Origin of the sequence: Nostoc sp. DedQUE07 (assembly GCF_034530975.2) — a bacterium.
Lineage (GTDB): Bacteria > Cyanobacteriota > Cyanobacteriia > Cyanobacteriales > Nostocaceae > Nostoc.
Window position 1 is genome coordinate 1 of sequence record NZ_JAVRCC020000055.1, and the last position, 21,027, is coordinate 21,027.

At 39.3% G+C, this 21,027-nt stretch carries 20 protein-coding genes; 11 read left to right on the top strand and 9 right to left on the bottom strand.

The genetic code is table 11. The annotated features are described in order from the left end of the window. Window positions 1–77: 77 nt before the first annotated feature. From RMZ95_RS28205 to RMZ95_RS28235, 7 genes are all read right to left on the bottom strand, one after another. Window positions 78–1,373 carry a WD40 repeat domain-containing protein gene (locus RMZ95_RS28205; RefSeq protein WP_322686092.1) on the bottom strand — a complete coding sequence of 432 codons (1,296 nt, stop codon included), beginning with the start codon at window positions 1,371–1,373 and terminating at the stop codon, window positions 78–80. Window positions 1,374–1,410: 37 nt separating this feature from the next. Continuing rightward, complete coding sequence (locus RMZ95_RS28210) at window positions 1,411–2,199, bottom strand: GUN4 domain-containing protein (RefSeq protein WP_322686091.1); 789 nt, start codon at window positions 2,197–2,199, stop codon at window positions 1,411–1,413. A gap of 7 nt (window positions 2,200–2,206) precedes the next feature. Continuing rightward, window positions 2,207–2,809 (bottom strand): hypothetical protein, encoded by a 603-nt coding sequence (locus tag RMZ95_RS28215; RefSeq protein WP_322686090.1) that lies wholly within the window; start codon window positions 2,807–2,809, stop codon window positions 2,207–2,209. Window positions 2,810–2,874: 65 nt separating this feature from the next. Further along, window positions 2,875–4,965 (bottom strand): WD40 repeat domain-containing protein, encoded by a 2,091-nt coding sequence (locus RMZ95_RS28220; RefSeq protein WP_322686089.1) that lies wholly within the window; start codon window positions 4,963–4,965, stop codon window positions 2,875–2,877. A 65-nt stretch (window positions 4,966–5,030) separates the two neighbouring features. Then, a complete protein-coding gene (locus RMZ95_RS28225; protein ID WP_322686088.1) occupies window positions 5,031–6,590 on the bottom strand; it encodes an Hsp70 family protein in 1,560 nt (519 codons plus the stop codon). Between the two features lie 117 nt (window positions 6,591–6,707). Continuing rightward, window positions 6,708–7,355 (bottom strand): hypothetical protein, encoded by a 648-nt coding sequence (locus tag RMZ95_RS28230; RefSeq protein ID WP_322686087.1) that lies wholly within the window; start codon window positions 7,353–7,355, stop codon window positions 6,708–6,710. A gap of 17 nt (window positions 7,356–7,372) precedes the next feature. Next, the gene (locus RMZ95_RS28235; protein WP_322672977.1) at window positions 7,373–7,585 is read right to left on the bottom strand and encodes a DUF2997 domain-containing protein; all 213 of its coding nucleotides are present in this window, start codon (window positions 7,583–7,585) and stop codon (window positions 7,373–7,375) included. 262 nt (window positions 7,586–7,847) lie between these two features. Between RMZ95_RS28235 and RMZ95_RS28240 the strand changes: the two genes are divergently transcribed. Next, window positions 7,848–9,050, top strand: a complete 1,203-nt coding sequence (locus RMZ95_RS28240) for a hypothetical protein (protein WP_322686086.1) — start codon at window positions 7,848–7,850, stop codon at window positions 9,048–9,050. A gap of 50 nt (window positions 9,051–9,100) precedes the next feature. Here RMZ95_RS28240 and RMZ95_RS28245 read toward each other — a convergent pair whose 3' ends face one another. Continuing rightward, window positions 9,101–9,271: a hypothetical protein gene (locus RMZ95_RS28245; protein WP_322686085.1), complete on the bottom strand. Its 171-nt coding sequence runs from the start codon at window positions 9,269–9,271 to the stop codon at window positions 9,101–9,103. Window positions 9,272–9,387: 116 nt separating this feature from the next. Between RMZ95_RS28245 and RMZ95_RS28250 the strand changes: the two genes are divergently transcribed. From RMZ95_RS28250 to RMZ95_RS28290, 9 genes are all read left to right on the top strand, one after another. Then, entirely contained in the window at window positions 9,388–10,650 is a 1,263-nt protein-coding gene (locus RMZ95_RS28250; RefSeq protein ID WP_322686084.1) for an STM4015 family protein, read from the top strand. Window positions 10,651–10,746: 96 nt separating this feature from the next. Then, window positions 10,747–12,024 carry a hypothetical protein gene (locus RMZ95_RS28255; protein ID WP_322686083.1) on the top strand — a complete coding sequence of 426 codons (1,278 nt, stop codon included), beginning with the start codon at window positions 10,747–10,749 and terminating at the stop codon, window positions 12,022–12,024. A 15-nt stretch (window positions 12,025–12,039) separates the two neighbouring features. Continuing rightward, window positions 12,040–13,182, top strand: a complete 1,143-nt coding sequence (locus tag RMZ95_RS28260) for an STM4014 family protein (RefSeq protein ID WP_322686082.1) — start codon at window positions 12,040–12,042, stop codon at window positions 13,180–13,182. A 35-nt stretch (window positions 13,183–13,217) separates the two neighbouring features. Further along, window positions 13,218–14,441 carry a HEAT repeat domain-containing protein gene (locus RMZ95_RS28265; RefSeq protein WP_322686081.1) on the top strand — a complete coding sequence of 408 codons (1,224 nt, stop codon included), beginning with the start codon at window positions 13,218–13,220 and terminating at the stop codon, window positions 14,439–14,441. A gap of 101 nt (window positions 14,442–14,542) precedes the next feature. Next, window positions 14,543–15,343, top strand: a complete 801-nt coding sequence (locus RMZ95_RS28270; RefSeq protein WP_322686080.1) for an STM4013/SEN3800 family hydrolase — start codon at window positions 14,543–14,545, stop codon at window positions 15,341–15,343. 260 nt (window positions 15,344–15,603) lie between these two features. Beyond that, window positions 15,604–16,953: an STM4012 family radical SAM protein gene (locus RMZ95_RS28275; protein ID WP_322686079.1), complete on the top strand. Its 1,350-nt coding sequence runs from the start codon at window positions 15,604–15,606 to the stop codon at window positions 16,951–16,953. Window positions 16,954–17,034: 81 nt separating this feature from the next. Beyond that, window positions 17,035–18,291: an STM4015 family protein gene (locus tag RMZ95_RS28280; RefSeq protein WP_322686078.1), complete on the top strand. Its 1,257-nt coding sequence runs from the start codon at window positions 17,035–17,037 to the stop codon at window positions 18,289–18,291. Between the two features lie 22 nt (window positions 18,292–18,313). After that, the gene (locus tag RMZ95_RS28285) at window positions 18,314–19,189 is read left to right on the top strand and encodes an STM4011 family radical SAM protein (RefSeq protein WP_322686077.1); all 876 of its coding nucleotides are present in this window, start codon (window positions 18,314–18,316) and stop codon (window positions 19,187–19,189) included. A gap of 105 nt (window positions 19,190–19,294) precedes the next feature. Further along, window positions 19,295–19,486 (top strand): hypothetical protein, encoded by a 192-nt coding sequence (locus RMZ95_RS28290; RefSeq protein WP_322686076.1) that lies wholly within the window; start codon window positions 19,295–19,297, stop codon window positions 19,484–19,486. A gap of 76 nt (window positions 19,487–19,562) precedes the next feature. Here RMZ95_RS28290 and RMZ95_RS28295 read toward each other — a convergent pair whose 3' ends face one another. Then, window positions 19,563–20,444, bottom strand: coding sequence for a DUF4419 domain-containing protein (locus tag RMZ95_RS28295; RefSeq protein WP_322686075.1), 882 nt, complete (start codon window positions 20,442–20,444; stop codon window positions 19,563–19,565). Window positions 20,445–20,511: 67 nt separating this feature from the next. On the opposite strand from RMZ95_RS28295, the gene RMZ95_RS28300 reads away from it, so the two are divergent. Continuing rightward, window positions 20,512–20,991 carry a DUF6985 domain-containing protein gene (locus RMZ95_RS28300; protein WP_322686074.1) on the top strand — a complete coding sequence of 160 codons (480 nt, stop codon included), beginning with the start codon at window positions 20,512–20,514 and terminating at the stop codon, window positions 20,989–20,991. The last annotated feature ends 36 nt before the right edge of the window (window positions 20,992–21,027 follow it).

Below are 21,027 nucleotides of genomic sequence, written 5' to 3' on the forward strand. Positions count from 1 at the left end.
ATTCTTGATGCACTAATATTTAGTGTGCCTCATTAACCTCAAATCTGCTGTATTTAGAATCGCACCTATCCTTGATTTTATGGAACTCGCCATACTTGAATTAATTTCCTAACGTAAGTAACAATAGTCTGTCCATCTGGGCTAATAGCAACACTTGTTCCATAAGAAGAAAGTTTAGCAAGTCTTTCTTGTGTCTGCAAGTTCCAGATATCAACATCACCACCACAATTAACAAATATTTTCCCATCAGAACTGAAAGTGAAAAATTTTAATTGACCACTATTAGGAAATAAAGTATGAACTTCTTTACCAGTTCTCAAATCCCATATTCTAATACGTGTTGGCAAATGATTATCGCCAGTTATTAAGGTTTGTCCATTGGGACTAATTGCTAATGAGACAACGCCATAAGGATGTCCATTTATAGACTCATGCCCTACTAAGGTATAAATCTCACTTCCCGTTATTAAATTCCATAGTTTAATAGTCTCATCTAAACTAGCGCTTGCTAAAATTTTTGCATCTATATTGATCGCAAGGGAAGTTATATTTTTTGAGTGTCCTTTGATAGTGTAAATATTTTGTTGTGTTTCCAAATCCCAGACGAGAATATTACCAGCTTCATTACCGCTAGCTAAGATTTTACCATCAGAACTGAGAGCAATAGCGGTAATAATATTGCGCTTTCTCGACTCCCATAATGGTTGTCCGCTAATAACATGACTTAATTTCTCGGTATTGAAATTCCAGATTTCAGTTCTAATAGTACTGTCATGCTGAGAACCACCTATTGCTAAAGTTTGAGCATCAGCACTGAAAGTTAAATGTTTTGGATGGTCTTTTACTCTCGTGCCAAATATTTTAGTGATGGTGCGAAGACTTTTTCCTGTCTTTAAATCCCACTTTTTAAAGTCTATATAAGTCCCACCAACAATACTGCCATCTCTTTGAGGTTCTTCAAAAGAACTACCGCCAGCATCGCAACACACTAGAGTTTTACCATCGGGATGAATGGCGATCGCAGCATCATTTCTATTAAGCTCAATTGTATAAGCACACTCAAAAAACCGATAGGGATTAAATTCTAAGATTGCCTGTTTTACTTTTAATTCTGAGATATCCCGCAATAATTTATATGCTGCTAACTGTACCCTTTTTGATGGGTCTTTTAAAGCCTGAATTACTAAATCCCAGCCTTCCTGTGTATAGTTAATGAGTTGCGAAAGCGCTAAAACGCGGTAATTTTCATCACTGTTAGCAAAACTTCGTTTTGCGCCTTCCAATCCGCCTAAAACTACACCATCGACTGGCGGAGGATTTTTTCCGCCAAGCACAGCATCATATTCTCTTGGTTGTTTGGGATTATCGGGCATCGCTTTTTACCTGTTGCTAATACCAGTGTTCCCAAATTTAGGCTATTTTGCAGTTTGCTAATTTCTCTGCAAGCGCAGACAGGGTTCTGCAACCTGTCCAAAAGTCACCTAACCCCCAACCTATAAATGCACCGCCACGGGGTAGGTGTCCTACGTTAGCACTCAAATCGAATGTCAAGTCATTCCAATACCGCCAAGCACCTTGAGAAAACCATCCCACACCTTTACCAAAGCGACACCACGCTTCCCAGTCGGGATTGGATGTACAGCCAACCATTTGCCAGATATGCGTCTGTACAACAAAGCCAAAGCGTCCATTGCTATATTTTTGCCAGAGAGTTTCAATCGTGTTTAAATCTTCACAAGGGAATTTTTCAACGTCTGATGGGTCTAAAAATCCTTGTGGTTGGCGATCGCATACGCGCAGCATTATACTAGCAGTCTCTTGGTCTGCATCTTTCCACTTTCTGGAAGCGAGCAAATTTTGCAAACTACTGTAGTTTACATCAACCGCAGAGATTAATGGTATATCACTGTGTAGATGGGACTGTACTTTTGCTAATGCTTGTTGTCTCAGCAGTGACGATACTGTAAATTCCAACTTTTCCGATTCAGTATTTACAATCTGAAACACCAATTTTGTACCAGCTTGTCCATACTTTAGGGCTTCTTCAACGGCGATAATTTGTTGTTCTAGGGATGTCGCGCCGATCAACCGTCGTTTAACACCTTCAATACCTCCTAAAACCGCACCATCTTTTGGAGGTAGTACTTGTCCGCCAAGTACTGCATCATATTCTCTTGGTTGATTGGGATTTTCTGACATTGCTGTTTTATTTAGAAAATGCTTGCACTCTGTCAATACAGCCCTGCTGCACTGCTTCAATTAAAATATCTTTTGCACCTTTTCGTTTAAAGTAAAGTGCTGCATAATTGCGTTGTATCTGTGTGCCATTGAACAGGTAATGTCGAATTCGATCTTGACCTTGAGAAGTATCAACTAAGCCCAGTGTAAAGTCAACTAACTTGTAGGTGGCGCTATTGCGGTCATATTCTAGATTATCCATCAGCGTATCGACATCGGACACTCCGCCAGCACGCGCCATCGCCACGAAAGCATCATATCTGTCGATTTTACTACCGTACTCCTGAAGTATTTCTTGTACTATAGGTTCTTGTCGAGAAGCTAGTAGTGAATAAGCTGCTTGGCGTACTTTCCATAAATTATCGTCCAACGCCCAAATTACTAATTCCAAACCTGCTTCGCCATACTTGAGTGCTTCTTCTAGTGCAGCGATTCTTTGTTCAACGACCGCATTTGCCAAGCGTCTTTTAACACCTTCTAGTCCTCCTAAAACTACAGCACCAGGAGGCGCTTTTTCTTGACCACCAAGGACAGCATCATAAACTCTTGGGCGATTGGTATTTTCTTTCATCAGGTTTTTAATGTTGAGCCTACTACTTAGTATTCCCAATCACTTGAGTTAGGCGATCGCAATTTTCATTCAACTTTTCGTACCCCCCATATATTAATATTACCGCCCTTGCCACTAACAAGAATCTGCCCATTTTGGCTAATAGCTATTGCTTTCCTGTCATAATAAAATGGGTGTGGTTTTAAAGAGCGAACTAGTTCTCCTGTATTCAAATTCCAGATTTGAATGCTTTTGTCTTTACTACCCACAAATATTGCTTCTCCATCTGGGCTAATAGTCAGGCAATCTATTTGTCCTGGAAAAGTACGAATTTGTGTTCCTGTTTGTAAATCACGTACTTCAATAGCATTTCGATTTTGACCTCCAGTAATTAAATATTGCCCATTAGGACTAATTTTTATAGATTCAACAGGTACTTCTGTTAATGAATAAATTTCTTCGCCTGTTTCTAAATTCCACACTTGCAATACTGGATAAAGTCTTTCAGTACAACTAACCAATTTTTTAGCATCTGGACTAATAGCTAGGCTAAAAACTCCATTTCTAGAATAATCTGAGTATGCCTTCTGTTGTAAAGTGTAAATCTCTTTTTTTGTTTCTAAATTCCATACTTGAATATTGCCATCTAAATCTCCACTAGCTAAAATTTTACCGTTATGGCTAATATCCAAAGAAAAAATTCTATTGGAATGACCAACGATCGTACTGATTTCTTGCTTATTTTTTACATCCCAAATCTTGATAGTTTTGTCACTACTAGCACTAAATAAAATACTCCCATCTTGCTTGGTAACTAAACAATGAACTGGTGCTGAATGACCAAAGAGAGTAGAAATATTATCCCCTGTTTGAGAATCCCATAACTTAATAGTTGCATCACCGCCTCCGCAACTGTAAATAGTTGCTCCATCAGGACTGAGGGCGAGAGAACTAATTGAAACTAAATGTCCTATTACCGAGAATGTATCGCTGATTTTGGCTGTATGTAAATCCCATATATTCACTATACGATCGCTGATAGTAATAAAATTTTGTCCTTTATCAGTAACTAGTAAGAAAAAAACATTTTCAAAAGTCTCTTGATAAGTGCCTAATTTTTGTCCTGTATTTAAATTCCATTGGACAATAGATTTATCTATACTATAACTAATAATCCTTTGCCAATCATAACTAATAGCAGCAGAAACTATACGGCGTTTATGATCTATAAAGGTATTGATTAACTTACCTGTTTCTAAATCCCATACTTTTATACTTTTCTCTCCACAGCTAACAATAATTTTATTATTTGGACTAATAGCAAGAAAACAAACACTTTGTACATGACCTTCAAGTGTCTGAATTTCTTTTCCAGTATTCAAATCCCAAACTCGGATGCGGTTGTCAAAACTACCTCCTGCTAAAATTTTTCCATTTGAACTCAGAGCTATACAACTAAGCTTTCCACAATAAACTTTGAGAGTTCGGATTAGTTTTTTTGTCTTTAAATTCCAGATTTCAATACTTTTATTTTTGACACCAACAACAGTCTGCCAATCTGAACTCACCATTATAGAAGTAGAATGACGTGAATCTTCTGGTTTAAGAGTTTGGATAAGTTGACCTGTTTTTAAATTCCAAAGCTGCATTTGTCCATATTCATAGAAAGCACTTAAAAGAGTTTCTCCATCAGGGCTAATACTTACATATTTAGGCCCAGGACTTGACAATGAATAAAGTTGTTTTCCTGTTTTTAGATTCCAAACTTTTATACCATCTGCACCTGTTACTAAAATTTGTCCATCTGGGCTAACTGCACTGCAACATACTGGATGTGAATGTCCACTTGTAGTGCGTAAATATTCAAAAAATTGCCAAGGCTTGTATTGACGTAGTGCCTCTTTGACATTTTGCTCATCTCTTGATAACAAAAGAGAGTATGCTTTGTTCTGAACCTGTTCTGATTCATCTTTTAAAGCCTGAATCAACAAATTTAAACCAGGTTCTCCATAGTTCAAGACTTCAGAAAGTGCCGCAATACGTTCTTCTAAAATATTACTTGATAAACGGTGTTTGGCTCCTTCTAAGCCTCCTAATACCAAACCGCCTAATGGTAAAGGATTATCGCCACCAAACACAACATCATATTCTTTAGGTTGATTTTGTTTTTTGTCCATTGTATTAATATTAAATGATAGTTTTTTTAACGAACCGCCAAAACGCAGAGGGCGCAGAGAGAAGATTATTTGAGTTTGGCGATCGCCCCCCTATCCACTAACATTTTCCCCGTCAATAAATCTTTGACAGTTACTACTAATACCCGTTGTTCGTTAACTTCAAATTGTGCTTGTATTCTGTCTATTCCTGTTTGTCCAGGTGGTTCGAGATGGGCGACACATACTTGTTGATGATGAGTTTCTAAAGAACGATATCTATCTTGTTTTATTAAGTGGCTACTCGTCATTCTGCCTTGAGTATCGTAATAAACTTCCGCTTGGGAAACTTCTGCTACTTCCCCAATATCGAGACGAATTTCTCGCTGTCCCTCTGTTGCAACTTGCAGAGTTAAAGCTTCAGAACGCGCCCCTGGATACTTTGCCCCTTTTTCTATCAAAGTTAAATAAGAATAACTTTTGCTGTGGGGTTCCCAAAGACGAATAGCATAACTGTGGCGCAGGTAATCATCGACTGCTGCCATTTCGCTTAATGCTAATGCGCCATGTGCGACAGCTTCAAAGGGTTTATCTAATTTAACTTTTTGTTTGCCGAAATAGGAAATTACTAGTTGTTGAATGGCGGGAATTTGACAAGTACCGCCTACTAATAAAACCTGTTCGATGGCAGATTTAGCGATACCTTTGGAAAGGGCGATCGCTAATACTTCATCTAGCGTTTGTCTTAGCTGTTCTAATAATTGTTGATTTTCTAAAATTTCGCCTAATTCGTCCCGATGTAATTGCAATTCATGGGACATAAAATTTTCATCATCAAACCAAGCTTCTTTAGCCTCATCTGTTATCGAAAGTTGAATTTTTACCCTTTCTGCAACTTCCAGCAGATTCATAAAACCGATTTCTCCAACTTCAGCACGGGAGGAACCGATTTTTTGCAGGTAATGTTCGACAATCCATGTGTCAATATCTACGCCGCCAATAAAAGCATCAGATTTGGCGATAACTTCCGCACGTACTACTTGCTGTTCAGATTCAGCGCTGACAGTCCGTACTAAACTTAAATCTAGAGTACCGCCGCCAAAATCAACTACCAGAACTACAGCACCAGGATGCTTGACAGCATAACCAAGGGCTGCTGCGGTAGATTCATCGACAATTTGCACTGCGGGAATATTTAACTTGTCGCCCAAATTGCGGAACCAGTCAAGATATCGCTCAAATGCACCGACGGGAACTGTGAAAATAACGCTACTGGGTTGTAATTGCTGTTCAACCTGTTGCCAAATTTCCTTGAGAAACAGTTCCGAAACCACCTCAGCGCTGTAACTATTACCATCCAACTGTCGCGGAGGTGGGACAAAATCTGCTGCCAAATCGCGTTTGAAAGCTCTAAAACAGCGTTCCGGCTGGGCAAACCCTAAGCGTTTGGCACGTACAGATTCACCAAATAAGATGCGATCGCGCCCTTCCACAAATATTAAACTGGGTACAACGCTAACTTGTTCTGTCCCAACCTCAAAGCGGCGCGACATCGAATCAAATCTCAACGTCCGTGGTTTTTGCGTAATCAAATCAGTAGTACAAACAACAGTATTGCTTGTACCAAAATCAATTATTACTGTAGTCATTTGTCATTTGTCATTTGTCATTGGGCATTGGGCATGGGGCATTGGGCATTGGGTATGGAGAATTGGGTAATAATCAATAGTTCTTCTTCCCCTGCTCCCCCTGCTCCCTCATCCCCCTCATCTCCCTCCTCCGGGCAAAGTGCGACTAACTTTCGCAGGGACAAGAATTTTTCCTTGATGTTGATAACCAACGAATCGGATGTAAACTAACTCATCTTCAGCAATATCTGCTGTGTCTGGTTGATGAATTTGAGGATTGTAAGGTACTTGTTCCCAAGGTTTCCCTATCTGTTCGTAACCCCATTTATTGAGGAGGTTATCTAAAGAGGTAAACATGGAAAGCAGATTTTTCGCAGGTAATTCTGGTTTAACCTGCACCATTTGAGGGATGCTGGGATAGTTTGTTAACAATGTCTGCAATTGCTCAAATGTCGAAGAACGTATTTCGTCTGTCAGTTCAAGACGCTGCTGCTGCAATTCTTCATGTAGTCGCAAGCCTTCCTGATATAGCGCTGCTTTTTCAGCAAGTAACTGTTCTATTTTTTGCTGCTCTTCTAAGTAATTTTTGCGTGTTGCCTTTAGTTGATTTTCTAGTAACTCAATTTGCGTAGATGCTAACCTGCTTGTTGCTAGACATCGCGCCAATTCTAACTTGTTAGTTTCCAAGTCTGCTTGGCGAGCGATCGCATCACTAATTGCTGGAATAATCAACAATAGAGTGCAAATCCCTATTGCGATTGTCAAAAGGCTTAAAAGAGAAAACATTCCTATCTGCATCCCTCTTAGATTTGTTTGAGAGACTGGTTTTGTGCCACTGTATCGCCCTCACCGCCTTCGTAATACTCAGGCAATAATTCTTGATTTTCAACTTCTCCTAAAGCCTTTTCAATTCCCGATGTTGTACTTGTACAACTTGAACCAGAAGAATTGATTACTGTTTCAGTAATTTTCCCATCTTTACCAATGCGATACTCAATTTTTTGATACTCAGCCATAAATAGACTCTTTTGATTTTTTAGGGTTTCGATCGTGTTGTACCAAATTCTAGCCAACGACAATTAACACTGGCACTAGTACAAATAAATACGTGAGAGCTTTCGCCAATAAATTAAAACAAATGTACTAGTTTAAGTCAATAAGATTTAACATAATTTACGCACAATCTTCATGGTTAGACGGTTACTTACACGCGCAATAGAGCGATCGCATTTTATCAATCCAGGGGAATGATAGACAGTAGTGCAAGCTGAAACCATCATGTCACAAAATCCCAACCAGCCAAGACCTTTTGATGTTGTTTTAGGTAGCCAAATACCTACCCCAGGCGATGCAGCAGTTTTAGGAGGACTGCCAGGAGTCAAACAACGGTTAGCCAGTACTGCCCCACAAAATCGGATTGCAGCGTTAAAAGAAGCCCTCCAGCACGGGGATGCAGGCTTAGATTTAGTCATCCAAGCTTTGCAAAATGAAGTTACACAAGTTAGGTGGGCTGCTTACTCGCTGTTAAGGCAAAGACAAGAACCTCTTATAAAACAGGCGTTACGCGAGTACAATCCTTGGCAAAAGCTTACATGTCTGCGTACCTTGGAAGGTCATTCAAGGTTTGTTAGCTGTGTCGTCTTCAGCCCTGATGGTCAAACTCTTTTCACTGGCAGTTGGGACACAACAATCAAAGTATGGGAGTTTGCAACAGGACGTTTAATTCGCACGCTCGACGGAGATGGATATTATATTAATTCCCTAGCCATTAGCCCTGATGGTCAAACTCTTTTCGTTGGACAGGAAAAGAATTTTATCAAGGTTTTGGATTGGCAAACTGGAAAAAAAATTAGCACTTTGCGTACTAGGTTACAAGCAAGATTTACGTCGATTTACGCTCTAGCCGTTAGTCCAGATGGGCAAATTCTTTTTAGTAGCGACTATTCACTCAAAGCCTGGGATTGGCAGATGGCAAAAGAACTTTACAACTTCTATGCTCATCAGAGTGAGATTTGTTGTCTCGCAATCAGCTTAGACGGACAAATATTGGTCTGTAGCAGTCAGAACAACAGCATCACCGTATGGGATTTACCCACAGCAAAGCAAATCCATATTTTGAAGGGACATTCAAAAGCAGTTACCTCCGTTGCCCTCACTGGTGATAAAAAAACTCTTGTCAGCGGTAGTTGGGACGGTTCTATTAAAGTGTGGGATTTGGAAACGGGAAAAGAAATTTACACTCTTATTGGAGATCAAACCCAAGTTAATTGTGTAGCGATTAGCCCAGACGGACAAACCTTCTTTAGCGGCGGTGAGGAAAATACAATCAAAGTATGGGATTTGCAAACCGGACAGCAGATGAACGCGCTAAGAGGGCACCAATCTCTTCTTATTAGGAGTCTTGCAATTAGCCCAGATGGGCAGAATCTGGTTAGTAGTAGCAGTTGGGAAAAAACTATTAAAGTGTGGGGACTTGCTTAAAGACAACATAACTATAGCAGGCATAGCAAATAATTCTGCTAAACCTTTTGTTAAGCGGGGATGGACAAGGTTACACTTCTACATTTTAAATCTCTCGTCCACCTGAATTTGATATCCGTTCCGTTGGTGAGGTGATTGGTCATATTGGCAGTGGTTGCGATCGCAGCGCTAATTGCTGGAACAATCAAAAGTAACGCCAAAAATCCTAAAAGGCTTTCCATAGAAAACATTCCCATTCCTCGATCGTCTACGTTGCTCGTATTTTTACTTGAGAGATTAATGTATGCGTATTCCGCATTTTTGGGAATTCTAATAAGGACTCAAAAGGTAAAACGCCATGACAAACAACCAAAATCAACCCAGAGATTATGATGCAGTGTTGGGAGGACAATCTCCGCCTCCTGTGGATGGAGTTGTTTTAGGAGGAATTGAGGGGGTTAAACGTTCTTTATCAAATCCTGTGATTACAGTCCGAATTGCTGCACTCAGCGAAGCCTTGAAATATGGTGATGCAGGGTTGGATGTATTAATTCAAGCATTGCAAGATAAATCGAGATTGGTACAGCGTTTTGCTTATCGACTATTAAAACAAAAAACAGAACGGCAAGTCAAACAAGCTTTGCAAGCATATAAACCTTGGAACTTGGAAGAGAGATTTAACGAGTATCAAGGGTATAAAAATGATCGTGTTACTCAATTTGCTAATCGGCAAGTTATAGAGTTTGATGCAAATGTAGGTATTGTTGAACCTGTTAACAATGCTTATGCTCTCAGGTTTGAATATGAAAATAATGATAATTTACCCAGGAAACTTAGTAGACTTCTGCAAGAAACCAACACCGACAAATTAGAAGTTTTAGTGTTTGGTTTGTGGGCAGAAACATCACAGACTGATTCAAGTAGTATTGTCCAAGCTTTAGTTGATGCTAAACAACGTTTAACTAATCTCAAAGCTGTTTTTATTGGCGATCTTACTTCTGAGGATTCGGAAATATCTTGGATTCAACAAAGTGATATAAGTCCCATTTTGCAAGCTTATCCTAAACTGGAAATTTTGCAAATTCGTGGAAGCGATCGTTTACAATTTAGTCCGCCGATACGACATAATCACCTCAAAGCGTTGATTATTGAAACTGGGGGTTTAAGTCGGGATACTGTTGCCCAAATTTGTCAGATGAATCTGCCAGCCTTAGAACATTTAGAATTATGGTTTGGTAGTGAAGATTACGGCGGAGATTGTTGGGTTGAAGATTTAAATCCGATTATTTTTGCAGAAAAATTTTCCAATCTAGTTTATTTAGGATTACGCAATAGCCAATTTACCGATGAAATAGTCAGCGTTATTGTAGGTTCTCCAATTCTTGATTATATCAGCGTACTTGACCTTTCAATGGGAACGCTGACTGATGCTGGTGCGGAAGAATTACTAAATTGTTCGGCGATAAATAATCTTGATATTCTCAATATTTCAGAAAACTTTTTATCCCAGGAAATGATTGATAAATTCTCTGGTTTGGATGTACGTGTTTTGGCAAATAATCAGAAAAAAGAAGATGATGATCGCTACATCGATGGCCGCTATTGTTCTGTTTCTGAGTGAAATTTACAGTAATGGGCGACTGGAAGTCGCGGCTACACAGACAAAACCCGCCTGCGCGGGTTCAGAAACTTTCTCTTAATTAGTTCAATTTTAGCTATGAATAATAATTCTAATCAACCCGGAGAATTTGACGCAGTACTTGCTGGTGAAGTGCCACCTCCTGTTAGTGGCGTGGTTTTAGGAGGACTTGAAGGGGTAAAAAGTCGGTTAAAAAGTTCGGTTGTTGAAGTAAAGGTTGCAGCACTTTCTGAGGCGTTGAATTATGGGGATATGGGTTTAGATTTAGTGATTAATACTTTAATTGATTCTTCCGAGCAAGTGCAGCGTTTTGCTGCAAAATTATTAAAACAAAGGGGAGGAAAAAAAGGTAAGCAAGCGTTACTAAATTCCGACCCCTACCTTGCTTTTACCATGATGACCGACTGGTTAGTTAAAGAATTTAATTCAGAAGTAGATATTACAAATCCTGAAATTACAGCTTATTCTTTAAATTTACAACTAGATTGGCCGCCTTTGTATGCCAAAGTTAGATCAATAGTAAAATCTGGATCTGCACCGTCTTTCAGGGCAGAAACGCAGCGTCTTGATAGAGAACAAACAGTCAAAAAATTTCAAGCATTTCTTCATAATCCCCAGATCCATGAGATCCAGGCTTTACACTGTCACTATCCTAGTCACTGTTTTATAGACATTTTTATTGAAGCAAAGAACCAATTGAGCAACCTTAAAGCATTATTTTGGGGAGATCCTCAAGATGACCCTTACAAAGACACCTCCAGGGATAAATTGACCAGGAATATGAGTCTTGTTCTAGAAGCTTATCCAAGCTTGGAGGTTCTTCATATACGTGGTAACGCTGAAGGAGATTATTACGATCCTTTAGGTTCATGCTTATCATTTACTCTAGTGGAACATCATCATCTCAAAACGTTAATTATTGAAACTAAATTTTTACCAGAATCAACAGTTAATGAGATTGTTAATCTTAATTTACCAAATCTAGAATATCTGGAATTGTGGACAGGAAACGCAGGATTTGATGCAGTTAGCCTAATACCAAAAATTTCTGAACAGTTTCCAAAACTTAAGTATTTAGGCATACGTAGTTGTGAAGATGCTGATGAAGTAGCCAAAGCATTAGTGAGTTCTCCTTTAATAGAACGCCTGAAAATTCTCGACCTTTCAATGGGAGAAATGACAAATCAAGGAGTGGAATATCTTTTAAATTGTCCCGCAGTGAACCAACTCCACACCCTTAATCTTTCTATGAACTACATTTCAAATACCGAAGTCTTAGACCAACTTGCGTGTCACGTAATTGCACAACCTCAAGATGGTGAATATGGCGATCGCTATTCTGCCCTCCACGAATAAAGAATATATTAGATAATGCTTAATTTCATCCTCATCGCCAACCCCGAAAACCGCCGTGTCGGTTTCCTCCAACAAGCGATCGCTCATTTCAACTTACCACCAGCCACCGTAGTAGATTACGCCGACTTAATAGCAGGAAAACAAACTCTCGAACAATTCAATACACCCAACACCATTATCCGCTTCGACTCTCCAGAAAAAAACTTTGATGTTGATAAAGCCATCATTGCAGAAGGGAGTAGGGAAATTTTTTCTACTTCCAGTCATCAACATATCAGTGCAGAAGCCGCGACAAAATTAGAATTTGACAAAGGACTCATCCTCTATCCGCGACAGTGGTATTTAGGCTGGCGGTATCTGTTGCAAAAATGGGAAACACAACTTACTCCCCTTCTCACAAATGGCGAGTTTATGAACCATCCTCAAGATATCGCTGTGATGTTTGACAAACCAGCTTGTCACGAAAGATTCAGCCATCATAATATCCCCGTTCCGCGATCGCTAGGTAAAATCCATAATTACGAACATTTGCGCGAACAAATGCAAATGCAGGGAATAGAACGAGTATTCGTCAAACTTTCTCACGGTTCCGCCGCTTCTGGAGTCGTTGCTTACCGTGCAAATTCGCGTTTTGAATCAGCCATTACCACCGTCGAACGAGTGCGAGAAAATGAGCAAACTCTGCTTTACAACTCCCGGAAAATTAGGTACTACACTCACTGCGAAGAAATCGCCGATATCATCAACATCTTGACAGCAGAAGGCGTACAAGTTGAAGAATGGCTACCCAAAGCACATTTGCAAGAATGCGGTTTTGATGTGCGTGTGGTGGTTATTAATGGCGAAGCACAGCATATCGTTGTTCGCCTTGGTAAAAGTCCCATGACAAATTTACATTTGGGAAATGAACGGGGACATACAGAAGAATTTTTAGCAAAAGTTGGTGTAGAAAATTGGCAGATAATGAAGCGAACTTGTGAACAAGCAGCAGCGTTATTTCCTAATAGTTTATATTGTGGAGTTGATTTACTAATTTTCCCAGATTGGAAAACTCACGCGATTTTAGAGATTAATGCTTTTGGCGATTTGTTACCGGGTATTTTATGGAATGGGATGGATACTTATACGAATGAAGTTAAGGCGATTTTGGCAAAATAAATGTAGGGTGTGACTATAAATTAGGATTAACCAAAATGAACAACAATTTAAATCAACCTGGGGAATTTGACGCAGTACTTGGTGGAGAAGCGCCACCTCCTGTTAGTGGTGTGGTATTAGGAGGAATTGAAGGGGTAAAAAGTCGCTTAAAAAGTTCGGTTATTGAAGTGAAACTCGCTGCTCTTTCTGAGGCTTTGAATTATGGGGATATGGGTTTAGATGTAGTAATTAATACTTTAATGGATTCTTCCGAGCGAGTGCAGCATTTTGCTGCAAGGCTATTAAAGAGAAGTGGAAGTGAAAAAGGTAAGCAAGCAGTAATAGATTATGACATTTGGTTATTTTTTCATTTGCTAACAGAATGGAAATTTGAAAATTTTGACCCATCTATTGGTATCACCAATGTAATTGATACAGCCTATGTCCTTGGATATATTGAATATACCCCTTTCGATTTTAGCCAATTTGAAGCTTTGCTTCGTGACTCTCAAGCCGATAAAATCCAAGCTCTAGTTTGCCAAATATGGGCACAGGCTTATCGTAGTGTAAGTGCTGATACTATCATAAAAGCTATTTCTTCTGGATCTAAGAAACTGACTAGTCTTAAAACTCTTTTCATTGGAGATGGGTATGATGAGCCATACAAAGTTTCTTATGTTTCTTTAGGTGATGTTAGCCCAGTACTGACAGCTTATCCAAACCTAGAAGTCTTACAAGTTCGTTGTGATGACTCTCTAGAGTTCAGTCCACTACAACACCATAGCTTAAAGACATTGATTGTTGAAACTGGTCAGGGACTCAGCTATAAAACTATTGATCAAATTTGTGTTCTTGAACTGCCTAATCTAGAATATCTAGAATTATGGCTGGGTAGAGATTATGATTATCATTACGAAGGAATAAATTCAGGTATAAGCAGATTGATACCTCTTTTAAAAAATCCGTTATTTCCTAAATTAGAATATTTAGGTTTAAAGAGTTGTGAATATGCAGATGATCTTACTGAAATTTTAGTGGAATCTCTTTTAATGGATAATCTTAAAGTGTTGGACTTATCAATGGGAAAGTTAACAGATAAAGGCGCACAAGTTTTACTTAACTGTTCAAAAATTAATCATCTTCACACACTGAATGTTTCTATGAATTGTTTATCTACAAGTATGATTGAGCAGCTATCTCAACTCAATTGTCACTTAGAAGCAGAACCACAAGATACTGAAAGTAGTAGGGGGTTGCGCTATTGGTCTTTGTATGAATGAAATAAAAAATAGAAACTAAATCTCTTGACTCTCTGTGACTCTGCGTCTCTGCGTGAACCTAAAAATATGTAGACCGCTAAAATTTATGATTTTTCCTCCCCATGTTAAATATAAATCAAATCGTCGGAACTCATGATATCTTATTTATCACCCTAGACACATTGCGTTATGACGTAGCCAAAAACCTACTTGCAGAAAAATGCACTCCAAACTTAGCAAAAATACTCCCTAAAACAGGTTGGGAAGAACGACATTCACCCGGAAACTTTACTTATGCTTCTCATCATGCATTTTTCGCAGGCTTTTTACCCACACCTGTAACACCTGGAATTCACCCCCGTCTTTTTGCTTTGGGATTTGAAGGAAGTACCACTACAACTGATACAACTTGTGTGTTAAATAGCTCAAATATTGTTACTGGATTAGCTGCAAAGGGATATTATACAGTTTGCATTGGTGGAGTTGGTTTTTTCAACAAACGCAACCCTTTAGGTAATGTAATTCCCTCAATGTTTGCCGAAAGTTATTGGAGTCCAGAATTAGGTGTTACTAATCCCGAATCTACAGAAAATCAGGTAAATCTGGCGCGACAAATTTTAGAAAAAACGCCAAATAATCAACGCATATTTTTATTTATAAATATTTCGGCTTTGCATCAACCAAATTATTTCTATCTTCCCGATGCAAAAGATAAAATCGATACCATTGAATCTCACGCCGCAGCTTTAGAATATGTCGATCGCCAATTAGCCAAACTCTGGAATACTATACGACAAAGGCATTCTACTTTTTGCATTCTGTGTTCCGACCACGGGACAACTTACGGTGAAGATGGTTACACTGGACATCGACTTAGCCATCCTGTGGTTTGGACTGTTCCCTATGCAGAGTTTATTTTATGAAAACTCACCCAGAGACGCAGAGGCGCAGAGTTATTCTTTGCGTCTTTGCGCCTTTGTGTGAGACTTCTAGCAGTTTTCATGTATTTAGACCACAATTATGAGACCTAACCCCCAGCCCCTTCCCTACAAGGGAAGGGGAGAAAATCAAAGCCTCTCTCTTACGAGGAGAGAGGTTTGGAGAGAGGTCTATTTGTGGTTCATTTACCTGAAAATTGCTGTAAAGCAAATTCTTAACTTGTCACGAAAATACTTGAAATTCTATGCTTACAATTCAAAATCTTAAATCGAAAATTGCCCAGTCTCCTTATCAAGCATACGTCTATTCTTACCCCCACAAAACAGCTTACCGTCCCCTCACCCCACCTGTGTATCTCCCAGAACTTTGGGCGCAGCAAGATAGACAAGCGCTATTTCTCTATATACATATACCGTTTTGTGAAATGCGTTGTGGGTTTTGCAACCTGTTTACCACAGTCAGCCACAATGAAGATTTTATGAGTCAATATGTCCGCACGTTACAGCGACAGGCGCAACGGATGAAGGCGGTGTTGGGTGATGCGTCATTTGCTAGGTTCGCTATTGGTGGCGGAACTCCCACGCAATTACCGATTCAGCATCTCGAAACTATTCTCAATATTGCTGAAAGTACGATGGGTGCAAAGTTACAGGAAATTCCCATTTCTGTGGAAGTTTCGCCAGAAACCGCCACTGAGGATAAGTTAAAGCTATTGCGATCGCACGCCGTCGATCGTGTTAGCATTGGTGTCCAAAGCTTCATCGATTCGGAAGTCTTAGCAACCCAGCGCCGTCAATCTACTACTCAGGTAGAAGCAACGCTGACAAGGATAAAAGAAATGGGATTTCCCACTCTAAATATTGATTTGATTTACGGTTTACCCGGACAAACAGTAAATAGTTGGTTGCAATCAATACAAGCTACTTTGCGCTTTAAACCAGAGGAAATTTATCTATATCCATTATACGTGCGATCGCTCACAGGTTTGGGACGCACAGATCGAGAATGGGACGATATTCGTTTAGCTTGTTATCGGGAAGGGCGATCGCTATTATTGTCAGAAGGATATACGCAGGTTTCCATGCGGATGTTTCGACGCTTGGAAGAGGGACAATCTAGCAATCTTTCTCCCTCATCCCCCTCTCCCGTTTACTGCTGTCAAGCCGACGGGATGATTGGTTTAGGTTGTGGCGCACGTTCTTACACTAATACTTTGCACTACTCCAACGAATATGCAGTGGGAGCAAAGGGAATCAGCGAGATTTTACAAGCATATATTCAAACAGCAGATGAGTCATTTGACTACGCGCACTATGGTTTTCAACTAAATGCTGAAGAACAACGTCGGCGGTATATTTTGTTATCTTTGCTTTCGGATGAAGGATTGAATTGTGCCATTTATCGTCGGCAATTTGGTAGTGAAGTATACGCTGATTTTCCAGATTTTTCAGAACTGCTTGCTTTGAATTTGGCGAGAAAAGGTGAGGATATTTTGCAGCTAACTGAATTTGGAATTGAGCGTTCTGATACTATTGGCGCGTGGTTATTTTCTGATAAAGTTCAGGAATTAATGCAGGATTATGAGTTGAAATAGTGAGGTTTAAAAAAGATTTTTAGAGAAGCGATTAATCACGTTTATACGGATATTTACATTACATCTACCGTTGGAGAAAATATGACAAACAATCAAAATCAACCCAGAGAATTTGATGCTGTACTTGGCAAAGAAGCACCGCCACCAGTACAAGGTGCTGTTTTAGGTGGAATTGAAGGTGTTAAACAACGCTTGGCAAGTTTTCTAGTCAAAGCCAGAATAGATGCTGTAAATGACGCACTGCAATATGGTGATGCAGGTTTAGATTTAGTAATTGCGGCTTTAAATGATGAATCATCCCTAGTGCAACGTTCCGCCTATTTATTACTAAGAGAAAGAACAGAAACACAAGTAAATCAGGCTGTAAAAGCTTATAAAAGCTGGAGATTGCCTGAGCGTTTAGAGTGGTATTACGACCATCATGTAAGTAAATTTTCTAATAAAAAGGTTGAAGATTTTGACCCAGCAATTGGAATTATAGACCCTATGAGAATTGCTTATGCTATAAGATGTCGAAAATGGGAAGAAAATGTAGAAATTTTTAGAGAAAAACTGAATATATTAAGTCAACATCCCAATGCCAATAAAATTGAAGCTTTAGTAATTGGTATGTGGGATAAATATGGCGATTGCGATTCCAGTGTTGTAGTTAATGCTTTAGTTGAGGTTAAAGACAAACTGAAAAATTTGAAGGCTATATTTATTGGTGATATAGAATTTTCTGAATGGATGATTTCTAGTATAGAGCAAAGTGATATCAGTCCTCTATTAAACGCTTACCCTCAGTTAGAAATCATCCAAATACGTGGAGGGAAAGGTTTACAATTCAGTCAGTTAAAACATGATAATTTAAAAGCAATTATCATTGAAAGTGGAGGATTAATTCCAGAAACTATAGCTCAAATATGTGCTTTAGATTTACCAGCATTACAACATTTAGAATTATGGCTAGGAAGTCCTAGTTATGGTGGTGATTCATTTATTGACGACCTAATGCCAATTATTAGCGGCGAATTATTTCCAAGTTTAAGTTATTTAGGACTACGAAATAGTGAATATTCTGATGATATTGCTCGTGCGCTAGTTAATATGCCTGCAATTAAGTTTCTTAATATCCTCGATCTAGCAATGGGAACTCTTTCAAATGAAGGTGCAGAAGCTTTATTTAACTCATCACACGTAAACAAACTCGATATTTTAAATCTTACTGAGAATTTTTTATCTGATGAAATGATTGAGCGTTTATCCCAGTTAGACTGTCAATTAATTAATGATAATCAAAAACAAGAAAAAGATAAGAAATACTATATATATCGCTACTGTTCTATTGCTGAATAATCAGATTTCACTAATTATTAATATGCACCTCACTATCCTCTATCGTGCTTCTTTAATCAGTTGCAACTACGGTTGTGAATATTGCCCCTTTGCTAAACGCCAACAAACAGCCGCAGAATTGGCAATTGATAAACAATGTTTAGAACGATTTGTAGATTGGATTTCCCAACATACTCAACATCAATTTTCAATTCTGTTTACTCCTTGGGGAGAAGCCCTAATCCATTCTTACTATCAGCAAGCGCTGGTAAAATTAACGCAGTTGCCCAATGTTAATAAAGCAGCAATTCAAACGAATCTATCTTGTAATTTAGATTGGGTAGAGGAATGTAACAAAGATAAATTGGCACTTTGGGCAACTTTTCATTCAGAATGGGTGTCACGCGATCGCTTTTTACAAAAATGCCTCAATCTAGATAACCAAAATATCAAATTCAGCGTTGGAGTTGTCGGTTTTCCCAAGTTTCAAGCGGAAATAGCAGCTTTACGTCAGGAGTTACCAAACCACGTTTATTTGTGGATTAATGCTGTGAAAGCTGAACTTCCTAATTTATCGCCAGAAAATCGAGAATTCTTTCAATCTATTGACCCGTTATATGAATTAAACACTCAACATTATCCTAGCTTTGGGTATTCTTGTCGGGCTGGAGAATCAGTGATTTCTGTTGATGGTGACGGGACAATGTACAGATGTCACTTTATTAAAACAGCAATTGGTAATATTTACGATTCTACCTGGGAAATAGCTTTGTTTGAACAACCTTGTACCAACCAAACTTGTCACTGTCATATTGGTTATGTTCATCTAGAATATTTAGAAATGAATAAGGTATTTGGTTCTGGTATTTTAGAAAGAATTCCTGATAATTGGGTTAATCAAAATTGTACTGTAATATAAATATCAATGTTTATCAATTTAACTAAAAGGGTCAGAGAAAGCCGCATTTTCTTCACCTTTGCACCCTACCACTGTAGAATTGTAAAAGATGTGGTGGATCGAATAATGGAGCGCACCAAAGCGCCAAATCCTTACTGTGTCGGAGAAGTGTGCCAAATCATTGCTAAGGATAATCCTAATTTACGAGGAAAAGGCGGGAATTGGTGCATTGTCAACCATGTAGGCGAGTTCAGCTGTACAGTGACAACGTGGAATGGACAATACACCGTGAGAATCGACCACTTGAAGCCACTGTAACTACCTGGAGTCGGAATGTCAGCAGATGCAACTAATCAGCGATGCCTGCGGCGGGCTACGCTTACGCATCAGTAGATTACGGGAAAACGAGAACTTGGAATTTGCCAAGAATGACCGCTATTAGCATAAAGTATGGCTCCATCAAATCGCTCCAGGATTTGAATGTGTTCTTTGGGAACTGCATCAGAAAAGTTTGTATAAAATTCCGACCAATTAATAGGTGCTTGTGTGATGTGCTGCCTGAAGCTGTTTCCACAAATTCTCGGCAAATTGGCATTAAACGGGCAGTCCACCAGTCTAAATCATACTCAGCCATCATTTGAACGCGATCGCTGATACTTTGCCAATCTTCTACAGTACCCAATAGCGTAATCTCAGGAATGCCACACACGCAGTACATTACATAGTCAAAATATTTTTGGAAGGCATTCATCATTACGACATGACTAGCTGTGTGGGTGATGGGTGTTGTAGTACTGAAGTTACACTCTAGCAATCGATATAGATCCGCTCCTACATAATTGCGGATATGCAATGCCCATTCTTGAACTGCTTGACTCCAGTGCTGGCGATGGCTGGGTATTTGTCGAGTTTCAACTATCAGTTGTTGTTTCCCCTGGTGATTAACCAAGCGCGATCGCAATGTTTCTGCATGATTGTTGATATGTTGAGCAAATCCTTGTGATAATGTGATCCAAATAATGTCAGGTGTTAATAATAACGGGCGGTGTTCGCTAAAGGCAGTGTGAACAGCAAGCGCCAGCGAATGAATACCTTGGTCTGGAATTACCTCAAACGTATCATTATGGCTAAATGCCAGCAGTTGTTTCCCTAATTGCTTTTCTAACTGAAATTTCGCACTTTTTACAGGTAATCGCTCCTCTGGGCTTTTGACATCATCTACACAAAAGCGAATCTTACCCACAGTTTTTTCAAGGATAGGTGCCAGTACTGTCATCAGCTAACTACGAACAAAGATCAACATATTTTTTCATAATTTTGATGAATAAAGGTAGTACCATTCGATGATGAAACCCCCAAAGAGTTACTACGATGCTGAATTTGGACAGATTCTAATCGAAGATAACCACTGGACTTTAGTACAATGTGCTGTTTTGGGCGATCGCCGTGTACCGATTTGTGTGGATTTTGAACAGGGGCAGGTTGGGGAACTTTCATCGCTTCAGCGTGAAGCTATTCGGCAAGCTCTAGCCTTGCCACCCGATGTGTTACGCATCACTGCTCCTCTGGTGTTGCAAAATTATGATGTATATCGTGAGATGATTGGAGATGAATATATGCCTCTGTTGGCTAATCCCATTCAGGTCTGGGAGCAGGTCACTTTCTCATATATCTATGTGCCGCCCCACGTTGAGTATGACCTGCATATTGCTACCTTTGAGTTGATAGCTGAGTGTGACTGGGAAAAAGAACACGGCTTAGAAGTACGCTTTCGCAATGGAGTAGCAGACGATGCAGATCAGATAGGTGAAACAGGACGGTAAAAACTATCTTGTCTACATGTGATACATAAACAGCTA